General features: G+C 61.9%; 10 protein-coding genes. 9 read left to right on the top strand and 1 reads right to left on the bottom strand.

Going from position 1 to position 10,478, the window contains the following annotated elements; translation table 11 throughout:
* Positions 1 to 86 precede the first annotated feature (86 nt).
* Positions 87 to 839, top strand: coding sequence for an ATP-dependent DNA ligase (locus AC0L2Z_RS22205; RefSeq protein WP_473629309.1), 753 nt, complete (start codon positions 87 to 89; stop codon positions 837 to 839).
* A 485-nt stretch (positions 840 to 1,324) separates the two neighbouring features.
* Positions 1,325 to 1,639 (top strand): hypothetical protein, encoded by a 315-nt coding sequence (locus AC0L2Z_RS22200; protein WP_473629307.1) that lies wholly within the window; start codon positions 1,325 to 1,327, stop codon positions 1,637 to 1,639.
* A gap of 18 nt (positions 1,640 to 1,657) precedes the next feature.
* On the opposite strand, the gene AC0L2Z_RS22195 is transcribed toward AC0L2Z_RS22200, so the two are convergent.
* Positions 1,658 to 2,089 carry a hypothetical protein gene (locus AC0L2Z_RS22195; RefSeq protein ID WP_128248162.1) on the bottom strand — a complete coding sequence of 144 codons (432 nt, stop codon included), beginning with the start codon at positions 2,087 to 2,089 and terminating at the stop codon, positions 1,658 to 1,660.
* A 745-nt stretch (positions 2,090 to 2,834) separates the two neighbouring features.
* Between AC0L2Z_RS22195 and AC0L2Z_RS22190 the strand changes: the two genes are divergently transcribed.
* The 7 genes from AC0L2Z_RS22190 to AC0L2Z_RS22160 all read left to right on the top strand — a co-directional run bounded on the left by AC0L2Z_RS22190 (position 2,835) and on the right by AC0L2Z_RS22160 (position 10,478).
* Entirely contained in the window at positions 2,835 to 4,064 is a 1,230-nt protein-coding gene (locus AC0L2Z_RS22190) for a septal ring lytic transglycosylase RlpA family protein (protein ID WP_473629306.1), read from the top strand.
* Between the two features lie 209 nt (positions 4,065 to 4,273).
* Entirely contained in the window at positions 4,274 to 5,440 is a 1,167-nt protein-coding gene (locus tag AC0L2Z_RS22185; protein WP_473629305.1) for a D-alanyl-D-alanine carboxypeptidase family protein, read from the top strand.
* 64 nt (positions 5,441 to 5,504) lie between these two features.
* A complete protein-coding gene (gene tmk, locus AC0L2Z_RS22180; protein ID WP_473629308.1) occupies positions 5,505 to 6,176 on the top strand; it encodes a dTMP kinase in 672 nt (223 codons plus the stop codon).
* Positions 6,173 to 7,228 (top strand): DNA polymerase III subunit delta', encoded by a 1,056-nt coding sequence (locus AC0L2Z_RS22175; protein ID WP_473629304.1) that lies wholly within the window; start codon positions 6,173 to 6,175, stop codon positions 7,226 to 7,228. Before tmk ends, AC0L2Z_RS22175 begins: the two co-directional genes overlap by 4 nt.
* An 80-nt stretch (positions 7,229 to 7,308) precedes the next feature.
* Entirely contained in the window at positions 7,309 to 8,862 is a 1,554-nt protein-coding gene (gene metG, locus AC0L2Z_RS22170; RefSeq protein ID WP_023799204.1) for a methionine--tRNA ligase, read from the top strand.
* A complete protein-coding gene (locus tag AC0L2Z_RS22165; RefSeq protein WP_473629303.1) occupies positions 8,862 to 9,656 on the top strand; it encodes a TatD family hydrolase in 795 nt (264 codons plus the stop codon). Before metG ends, AC0L2Z_RS22165 begins: the two co-directional genes overlap by 1 nt.
* 3 nt (positions 9,657 to 9,659) lie before the next feature.
* A complete protein-coding gene (locus tag AC0L2Z_RS22160; RefSeq protein WP_473629302.1) occupies positions 9,660 to 10,478 on the top strand; it encodes an MBL fold metallo-hydrolase in 819 nt (272 codons plus the stop codon).

The following is a 10,478-nucleotide window of genomic DNA, read 5'->3' as shown; positions in this document are numbered from 1 at the left end:
GCAACAGAATGCGCAGGCAGCGTAGCCGCAATCTAGGATCTCGCAGCTAACCACACCGCCAACATGCCGGTGAGCGATTTGCCGCGCTGCGCAAGGCCATCACCAGGCACCAGCACGACCTCTATTTCGTCGCGTTCGATCTGCTGCATCTCAACGGCCACGACTTGCGCGACATGGTGCTGGAGGACAGGCGGGAAATCCTGGCCGGCCTTATAGGGTCTGACAGCCGCATCCAGTTCAGCGAGACGATGCCAGGCGAAGCCAACGGGATCTATCATCTGATCGACGCGGCAGGCCTGGAAGGGATGGTATCGAAGCGTCGAGACAGCAAATATCGCAGCGGCCCGACTACAAATTGGCTGAAGACAAAATCCTTCACCGAAAGCGAGTTTGAACTTCTCGGAGTTGAACGCGAGAGGGGCAAGCCGGCGTTTGCTCTGATGGCTGACCCAGGTACCCGGAAATATGTCGGCAGTGCGTTCGTGAGCGTCAATCGCGAGATGCGGGAGCGGCTTTGGAAGCGCGTCCAGGAACATGCCGGGCCACCGCCCAAGGACATGCCAAAGCGGCCGGCAACGCAGTGGGTTAAGCCGGGGATCAAAGCCCGCGTAAAGCACCTCAGAGGCGAGGAAGACCTTCGGCACGCCTCACTGCAGGATTTCTGGACGACGATTGAAGACGACGACGTGTGTCTCCCTCTATTCATGGCCCATACGCCACTCCATCCGGCCCCACGCATACCCACGGCTGCTGAACGCCTCCGATCTGGAGGTTCCCCTGGGTGTAGCACTCGGTCCGCGATCCTCGAATGTTATCCAGCACGAGGATGCAGACGATGAGAATGGCCGCGACGACTAGCGTCTTCATGTCGACGCCTCATCCAAAGAAGTAGTGCTCGCCGCCACCGAGGTCGAGGCGGCCAGCTGGACCCCACTTGTCGTCGCTCTTGGGGTCTGCTTGTCCATGAGGAGGCGGGCGTAGTCGGCTGGCTCGATGCCCGGTGGCAGGTCGATCATGGTGCCCCCGCTTGATGTGATAGAGCAAATTTTGATGCCGGTTATACCACAAAATGTTAGAAGCTGCTAATGTTCAGGTGCCCTGGATGGGGCCGCGGCGTAGTTCGAGGGTGGGGCAGCGAACGCCTCATGTCCGCTATGACGCCGGGCCAGTTAGCCGGGCGGCATCGCTGAAGACTCGAGACGCTATCAGCGAGGCCGAGAAGCGAGGGTCGGCAAGCTTCCTCGCGCTCCAACCCGCTTGCCAGCGACATCAAATTTTAGGAATATAATCTCCATTGCGGCGAACCCCTTTTACGGAGATCGCCATGCCTTTAAAAACCCTCGCCGACACCCTGGCCGCCCGCGAAACCATCTATGTCAATTGTGCGCACCCGATGTGCTGCAAATCGACGAAGCTCGACATCCAGGCGCTGATTGACAGGCTCGGGCGTGACCACGGCTCGATGCATGACGACCTGGTCGGGCTCTTTGTCTGCTCAAATTGCAAGGCTGCTGGCCGTGACCGCCGGCAAGTGTTCTTCACAGCAGCGGGCGCGCAATCGCGACTGGAAGCCAACCTTCGAACGAAAGGGCTGAAAGTGGCCGGCGCCGCTTGCTGCAAGGCGCGCTCGACGATTTGAGCGTAGCTCGTCTTGTGCTTAGGGCCCTGCTTTGACGGCGCATTGCGGAAACTGTCCCGCGGCCCGATCTGCAAGCGCCTTTTTCGTCTCAGCTTCTGTCACGCAGGCTCGGCCATCCATCTTGACGGTGAAGCCGTTGGACTGGAGGCAGCGAACTATATATCGGTCGCGCAATTCGCCATTAACGTCATAGGTTGTCGAAGAGGCCGGGATATTCACGGCGCCGATTCGGTTGCACGTCACCATCGTTCCATAGGTGTTGCACTGGATTGTGCCTGGGTTGTTGTATCCAGGGCGAACATCCGTCGCGAGCGACTGCGGAATCTCTTTGAAGGAGTCGATCTTGCATTGGTCAAGCGCTACGACGGTCGAATTCAGATCCACGCCCGGCTTGAAGATGATCGGCGCCGGACCTGTCTGACAGCCGGCAATCACAGCGGCGGGCTGCAAGTAGAAAGCGTTTGCGCATTGTGGTTCCCCCTCCACACACTGAACTTCAAAAGCTGCGCCCCCGCAAGAGGCGCCCCTGACGTCTCAACGCGATATTCCCGGTTAGCCCGCTGCCTCATGGTGGCGGCTTCGTCCTTTGGGGAACAGGCTAAGAACGTGCTGCTACGCTTTTTGCAACGCAATGCTACGGTATCGGACGGGACGACTTGGCACAAACGGCGCTGGCGAGTCTTCAAACCCTTGCTAGAGAAGGCTTTGCAGGGACGCTGCGATATGGCTCGGTATGGCTGGCACCGAATTTCAAGACCGGTGCCTTAAACCGCTCGGCCATCCCTCCATCGTGATTTTTCAACCACCTGGATGCTCGTCCTGATCGCAACGCGTACCCTGTGGGCACGCCTTGGAGATCGTTCGCGCTTCATTGCTCTAGTGCGCCCAACGAAGTCCTGTCAACCGGCTGTTGCCGGTTCCTGCCAGGGGCAGGGCACGGGCGCTTGACGGCGGGGCTTGAGCAGGACGAGCAGCGCTGCGCCAAAGCTCGATACGCTGTGATTTCTCACAGCGATCGCCGGGACGGCTTGTGCCACAATCTCGCCCGGTTCCGACCATAATCGGTTAATACGGTGATAAACAATTCCTGTGCACAAGGGATTGCGAATCAAGGCGGCGCTGGCATTGTCGGGTAGGTTTTGGCCCTGCCGACGGTCAAGTTGCGGTGCCTTTGTTGAGAGGGGACAATCAAAAAATGCCAAGCACGACGCGCCCGCGTCTTCGTCGCGCTTCCGCTTTCGCGTTGTGTGCCCTGTCGGCTGCCTTGCTGGCGGCTTGCGCGGCGCCGCCACAGCCGAAGGCAATGGTCAACAAGAAGCCTCGCTCCAAGGAATATTTTGCCGAATCCGAATATGGCGTAAAAGCCAGCCCGCGCGTTAGCTTCAAGATGTCGGGCCTGCAGCGTGGCGGCGGACGCGATCAGCTCGGCAAGCCCTATCAAGTGCGCGGCAAGTGGTATTATCCGAAGGAAGACAAGCGCTACGCCAAGAAGGGTCTCGCCTCCTGGTATGGCGAAGCCTTCCACGGCAGGCTGACCGCAAACGGCGAAGTCTATGACATGACACATCTGACCGGCGCGCATCCGACAATGCCACTGCCGAGCTATGCGCGCGTCACCAATCTGAAGACCGGCAGCTCGGTCGTCGTGCGCGTCAACGATCGCGGTCCTTACCATGACGGGCGCATCATCGATGTGTCGAAGCGCGCCGCCGAAATGCTCGACTATGCCAATATCGGCACGGCCAAGGTGAAGGTCGAATATGTCGGACGGGCGCCGCTGCACGGCAATGACGAACACTATCTGATGGCCTCTTACCATCCCGGCAACAGGGCGCCGGATCCGTCGGACGGCCTGCCCATCGGCGTCATGATCGCCATGAATGGACCATCGCCGAGCACGGCGTTGGCCGCCGCCGCTGCCTTTCCCGGTCAGTTGACGAATTCCGCATCGGCACAGCCTGTCGTGGCAGCGCAGACGCCGGCCGCTGGCAGCGTGACGCTGCCCGATTTCGGGCCGATCGTGCCGGAACGGCCGCAGATCAATCTGCCGCCGCAATCGCCGTTCAGGGTAGCGACGCTGTCTTATGCGAGCGAACGCGTGCAGCGCTCCTCCACTGTCTTTGCCGCGATGGATGGCGCCGGCATGTCGCCTGCCGAAATCCTGCAATCGTGGAAGCGGCAAGGTCCTTCGGCCGCTTCGCCCACCGACTATATCGCGGCGGGCTCGTTCGAGGATGCCGCCGAGGCGCAGCAGGTGGCAACCCAGCTTTCCGGCTTTGGCAAGACCGAAATCCAGCGCTCCGAATTCGAGGGCAAGGACTGGTATTCGGTCAATCTCTATCCGGACGGCCATGGCAGCCTGGACGACATGCTGCAGGCGGCATGGTCGCACGGCGCGCCGGACGCGCTCGTGGTTCGGAATTGACCGGCAAAACCTGAAGTTTTGGCCGGTTGTCCATCGCGCGGTTGCTCGGCCGGGACAAAGCCTGATAATGCATGTCGCGCAAAGGTGTGCAGCGGTTTTGCGATAACGACATGCATAAAACAACAGCCTAAAGCACGTCGCGTGAGGTCGTCGAAGGCGACGCGCTTTACAGCTTGCCCGGAACTACCGGCTGACAGGTCGAACTTCTCATGAAATTTCGCTTCGCCGCGCCTCTCGCCGGGCTTCTGGGTTTTGGCCTCCTGCTGCTTTCGCTGGCTCCAGCCGCGGCGCAGCTTTTCGAAACCAAGGCCGCGCAGGCCTTCATGATCGATGCCGAAACCGGAACGGTGCTGTTTTCCAAGGATGCCGACAGGCCGATTCAGCCGGCGTCGCTGGCCAAGCTGATGACGATGGAGGTGGTTTTCAACGCCATCAAATTGGGGCGCGTGACGCTCGACGATACATACGTGGTGAGTGAGAACGCATGGCGCACCGGCGGCGCGCCATCCGGTACGTCGACGATGTTTGCCCAACTCAAGTCGACGATCCGGCTTCAAGACCTGATCCAGGGCGTGACGGTCCAGGCAGCCAATGACGGCTGCATCATCATCGCAGAAGGGTTTGCCGGGTCGGAGGCGAATTTCGCGACTGAGATGACCGAGCGCGCAAGGCAGATTGGCCTCGAGAAATCGACATTCGTCAATGCAACCGGCCTGCCGGCCGATGGTCAGCAGACGACGGTTCGAGAGCTTGCGCTCCTTGCCCTGCATATCTGGCGCGAGTACCCGGACATCTATCGCTACTACGGCCAGAAGGATTTCACCTGGAACAAAATCACCCAGAGGAACCGCAACCCGCTGCTGGCGATGGATATCGGCGCCGACGGCCTGGCGATGGGCAGGAGCGAGGCATCCGGCTTCGGCATCGTCGGCTCGGTCAGCCAAGGTGGCAGGCGGGTCATTGCGGCGATGAGCGGCCTGGCAAGCGACCGCGAGCGCGCCGAGGAAGCGCGAAAGCTGCTCGATTGGGGCCTTCGTTCCTTTGAGAAAACCGAGATTTTCGCCAAGGACGAGGTGGTCGGCGAGGCCCAGGTTTTCGGCGGTGCGAAATCCGGCGTGGCGCTGAAGGCAAAAGCGCCCGTGGTCATCTTCCTGCCGATCGCCAACCGCGACAAGCTGACCGCCAGGATCGTCTATGAGGGACCGGTTGCAGCCCCCGTGGAGGAGGGGCAACCGGTGGGTGCGCTGCGGGTCTGGATCGGTGACACGCTGAGCCAGGAGACGCCGCTTTTTGCCGCCGAGCCGGTTGACGTCGGCTCGCTGCCGCAACGCGCGCTCGATGCCGCCAAGGAACTGGCGGTCGGCTGGCTGCGTTAGCAGCCGCGGCGTGGACCTTTTCTCAAGTCAGGACTATTACGGTCCCGCAGCATGGACAAAGGCTTTGGTGAGCGGATTCTTCATCACCTTCGAAGGCGGAGAAGGGGCAGGCAAGTCGACGCAGATCGAGCGCCTGGCCGGCAAGATGCGCGCCAAGCAATACGATGTCGTTGTCACGCGCGAGCCGGGCGGCTCGCCAGGCGCAGAGGCGGTCCGGCATGTCCTGCTTTCCGGCGCTGCCGAGCCATTCGGCCCCAGAATGGAGGCGCTGCTGTTCGCCGCCGCGCGTTCCGACCATGTCGAGCAGGTCATCCGGCCGGCGGTCGAGCGCGGCTCGGTCGTGCTTTGTGATCGCTTCATGGACTCCTCGCGCGTCTACCAGGGCGTCACCGGCGGCCTCGATCCAGCCTTCATGGACGCGCTGGAAAAGGTCGCCATCAACGGCATGGTGCCCGACATGACGCTGATCTTTGATCTCGACCCGGCCGAAGGACTGCGGCGCGCCACCGCACGGCGGGGCACCGATGCCGGCGCCGACCGCTTCGAAAAGGAAACGCTTGATATCCATCAGCGCCGCCGCGAAGCGTTTCTGGCGATCGCCGCGGCAGAACCCGAGCGCTGCATCGTCGTCGACGCGTCCGCCGACCCCGACACGGTGGAGAATGTCGTCGCCGGCGCCGTGTTCGCGGCGCTGGAGACGACGACGCCGAGACACAGGAAGCAGGCGCCGGGATGATTTTCGAACGGATCGCACCAGAACAGCACGACACACTTGACGGCGTACCGGAGCCATCCGAGACGCCGCGCCTGGTCGGACATAACCAGGCAGCGAACATGCTGGCGTCAGCCTATCGCTCCGGGAAGCTGCCGCACGCGCTGATCTTTGTCGGGCCGGTCGGCATCGGCAAGGCGACGCTCGCTTTTCATCTGGCGCATCATCTGTTGAAGCATCCGGCGTTCGAACAGGCGCCGGAGGTCCTTGCCGTTCCCGATCCGGCGTCATCGCTGTTTCGCCAGATCGCCACCGGCGCGCATCCCTCGGTGCTGCATCTGACCCGCCCACCGAACGACAAGACGAAAAGCTTCAAGACGGTCGTCACTGTCGACGAGATCCGCAAGGTCAGCCGTTTCCTGTCGCTGACCTCGCATGACGGCAGCTACCGGGTGGTGATCGTCGACCCGGCCGACGACATGAATACCAATGCGGCTAACGCCTTGCTGAAGAATCTTGAAGAACCACCTGCACGCAGCTTGTTCATCCTCATCGTCCACGCGCCGGGCAGCCTGTTGCCGACGATCCGCTCACGCTGCCAGATGGTGCGGCTCACGCCGCTCGATGCCGAGAGCCTGATGACGGTTTTGGAAAGCGTCGAACCACCGCCTCCGGACGATCCCGCGGCGCGCGCGGCACTGGCCAAGCGGGCAGGGGGCAGCGCCCGCACCGCAATCCTGTTGACGCAGTATGGCGGGCTGGAAATCGCCGAGACGCTCGACGCCCTGGCGACAGCGGCAAAGAGCGATGTTGCCGGCGCCTATCGCCTCGCCGAGGCGGTCGCCGGGCGCGACCGGGCGATCCAGTTCGATATTTTCAATCGCCGTGCGCTCGACCTGCTCTCGACCGGCGCAAGCCAGGCCGCGCTGGCGGGCGATCTGGCGCGGGCCAAAACGCTGTCAGACACTTGGCACGAGGCTTTGAACGCTATATCTGAAACCGACACCTACAATCTCGACAAGAAGCAGCATGCCTTGACCATGATCGACCGCCTGAATTCTGCAATGCGAATGTGACGGCCCATCGGGATGGCAATCGCCGTTTCGATGCGATATCCACCGACATCTTTCATTCAGACATTCATGACGGTTCATTCATGTCACGCGAAAAATACTACCTCACGACGCCGATTTTCTATCCGAACGGCAAGCCACATATCGGTCATGCCTACAATGTCATCGCCAGCGACACGCTGGCCCGTTTTCAGCGGCTCGACGGTAAGGACGTCTTCTTCGTCTCGGGAACCGACGAGCACGGTTTGAAGATGCAGCAGACGGCGGACGCCGAAGGCCTGACGCCGAAAGCGCTTGCCGATCGCAATTCGGCGATCTTCCGCTCGATGCTTGAAGCGACCGGCTGTTCGAACGATATTTTCATCCGCACCACCGAGGAGCGCCACTACAAGGCCTGCCAGGCGATCTGGACACGCATGGCGGAAAATGGCGACATTTATCTCGACCGCTATAGCGGTTGGTATTCGGTGCGGCAGGAAGCCTATTTCGACGAGGCCGAAACCAAGGTCGGCGACGACGGCGTCCGTCGCGAACCGCTCGGCTCGCCCGTCGAATGGACCGAGGAAGAGAGCTATTTCTTCCGCCTTTCCGCCTATCAGGATAGGTTGCTCGCGCTCTATGAGAACAGCCCCGAATTTGTCGGACCGGCGGAGCGGCGCAATGAAATCGTCAGCTTCGTCAAATCCGGGCTGAAGGACCTGTCGATCTCGCGCACCACGTTCAAATGGGGCGTGCCGGTGCCGGGCGACGACAAGCATGTGATGTATGTCTGGGTCGATGCACTGACCAACTACATCACGGCTGCCGGTTATCCGGATGCGGCCGATGACAGATGGTCCTTCTGGCCGGCGAACGTCCACGTCATCGGCAAGGACATCGTCCGCTTCCATGCCGTCTACTGGCCGGCCTTCCTGCTGTCGGCAGGGATCGAACTGCCGAAGCGCGTATTCGCGCATGGCTTTCTGTTCAACCGCGGCGAGAAGATGTCGAAGTCGGTCGGCAATGTCGTCGACCCGTTTGCGATGATCGAGCATTACGGCCTCGATCAGGTACGCTATTTCTTCATGCGCGAGGTGCCGTTCGGCCAGGACGGCAGCTACAGCCACGAGGCCATCGTCAACCGCACCAATGCCGACCTCGCCAACGGCCTTGGTAATCTGGCGCAGCGCTCGCTGTCGATGATCGCCAAGAATTGCGGCGGCGTGGTGCCGAAACGCAGCGATCTGGCGGAGGCCGACAGGGCGATCCTCGACCAGACGGTGGAGGCGGTTGCTGCTGCACGCAAGATGATGGCGGAGCAGGCCATCCATCTGGCGCTGGCGGCGATTTTTGGCGTCGTGGCGGAGGCCGATCGCTACTTCGCCTCGCAGGAACCCTGGGCGCTCAGAAAGACCGATCCGGCGCGCATGGAAACGGTGCTGTGGACGACCGCGGAAGTCGTCCGACGCGTGGCGCTGCTGTGCCAGCCCTTCATTCCGGGGTCGGCCGCCAAGCTGCTCGACCTGCTGGCTGTGCCACAGGACCGTCGCGATTTCGCGCATGTCCACGCGGACTATGCGCTGGTATCGGGGGTTGCCTTGCCCGCGCCGGAGGGCGTGTTTCCGCGTTACGTCGAGCAGCCGGACGCGAACATCTGATGTTGGTCGACAGTCACTGCCATCTCGACTTTCCGGATTTCGCTGAGGAGCGGACGGCCATCGTCGCCCGCGCCTTGGCCGCTGAAATCGGTCGCATGGTGACGATCTCGACGCGTGTGAAAAAATTTCAGCAAGTGCTTGAGATCGCAGAATCTTTCGACGAAGTCTATTGCTCGGTCGGCACCCATCCGCACAACGCCGCCGAGGAACTGGACGTGACTGTCGAGGCGCTTGCCCGGCTGTCCGCGCATCGCAAAGTGGTGGCGATCGGCGAGGCCGGGCTCGACTATTTCTACGATCATGCGCCGCGCGACGCGCAGGCTCAGGGCTTTCGCACGCACATCGCGGCAGCGCGCGAGACGGGCCTGCCTCTGGTCATCCATGCGCGTGATGCCGACAGCGACATGGCTGATATCCTCGAGGACGAAACAGGGAAGGGCGCCTTTCCCTTCGTCCTGCACTGCTTTTCGTCCGGGCGCAGGCTGGCCGAGATCGGCGTGGCGCTCGGCGGCTATGTTTCCTTTTCCGGCATCGTGACTTTCAAGAATTCGGCCGAGCTGCGCGCCATCGCCGCCGATGTGCCACACGACCGCCTGCTGGTCGAAACCGACGCGCCGTACCTGGCGCCGATCCCGTTTCGCGGCAAGCGCAACGAGCCTGCCTATGTCGCGCATACGGCCAAGGTGCTGGCCGAAACGATCGGCGTCAGCGAGGCCGACATTGCTGCCATTACCACCGACAATTTCTTCCGGCTGTTCAGCAAGATGCCGCGCCCGACCGCGCTGAGCGCCTGACGCATGAGCGACCGGCTGCGCCTCACCATTCTCGGCTGCGGCTCATCGCCGGGCACGCCGCGCATCACCGGCGACTGGGGCAATTGCGATCCGGCCAATCCGAGGAACCGGCGCATGCGCACCGCAGCGCTCATCGAGCGGATCGCGGCAAACGGCGACAGGACCACAGTCGTCATCGATACCGGGCCGGACTTTCGCGCGCAGATGCTGCTCGCGGCGGTCAGGCGCATCGATGCGGTCGTCTATACGCACCCGCATGCCGACCATATCCACGGTATCGACGATTTGCGCGGCTTCGTGCTCGAGCAGCGTCATCGGATCGATATCCACGCCGACCAGCCGACCATGCTGCGGTTACGGGAAGCGTTCGCCTACTGTTTTGAAACACCGCCAGGCAGTTCCTATCCGCCTATCGTCGAGCCTCATATCATCGACCATGCCAGGCCGGTGGTGGTCGAAGGCGAGGGGGGTGCCCTCACCCTCGAGCCGCTGCCGCAGATCCATGGCGACATCATATCGCTTGGTTTTCGCATCGGCGGCCTCGCCTATTGCCCCGATGTCAGTGATTTCCCCGACGCCACCGCCGAACGACTGCGCGACCTGGACGTGCTGGTCATCGACGCGCTGCAATATAGGCCGCATCCGAGCCATCTGTCGCTCGGCCAGGCACTCGGCTGGATCGAAAAACTGGCGCCGCAAAAGGCCGTTCTGACGCACATGCATGTGCCGCTCGACTACGCTGCGGTGATGGCCGAGACGCCGGCCGACGTCGACCCGGCCTATGACGGCATGGCGATAGAAATCCCTTTTGAATCATTATGA

It is taken from the genome of Mesorhizobium sp. WSM4850 (genome assembly GCF_055811735.1).
The sequence above is the reverse complement of the archived record's forward strand: the minus strand, read 5'-3'. Positions and strand labels throughout refer to the sequence as shown.

Excerpts from the sequence above, each read along its gene's own strand:
- AC0L2Z_RS22200 (WP_473629307.1), top strand. The coding sequence starts at position 1,325 with ATGCCTTTAAAAACCCTCGCCGACACCCTGGCCGCCCGCGAAACCATC.
- AC0L2Z_RS22190 (WP_473629306.1), top strand. The coding sequence starts at position 2,835 with ATGCCAAGCACGACGCGCCCGCGTCTTCGTCGCGCTTCCGCTTTCGCG.
- AC0L2Z_RS22185 (WP_473629305.1), top strand. The coding sequence starts at position 4,274 with ATGAAATTTCGCTTCGCCGCGCCTCTCGCCGGGCTTCTGGGTTTTGGC.
- AC0L2Z_RS22175 (WP_473629304.1), top strand. The coding sequence starts at position 6,173 with ATGATTTTCGAACGGATCGCACCAGAACAGCACGACACACTTGACGGC.
- metG (WP_023799204.1), top strand. The coding sequence starts at position 7,309 with ATGTCACGCGAAAAATACTACCTCACGACGCCGATTTTCTATCCGAAC.
- AC0L2Z_RS22165 (WP_473629303.1), top strand. The coding sequence starts at position 8,862 with ATGTTGGTCGACAGTCACTGCCATCTCGACTTTCCGGATTTCGCTGAG.
- AC0L2Z_RS22160 (WP_473629302.1), top strand. The coding sequence starts at position 9,660 with ATGAGCGACCGGCTGCGCCTCACCATTCTCGGCTGCGGCTCATCGCCG.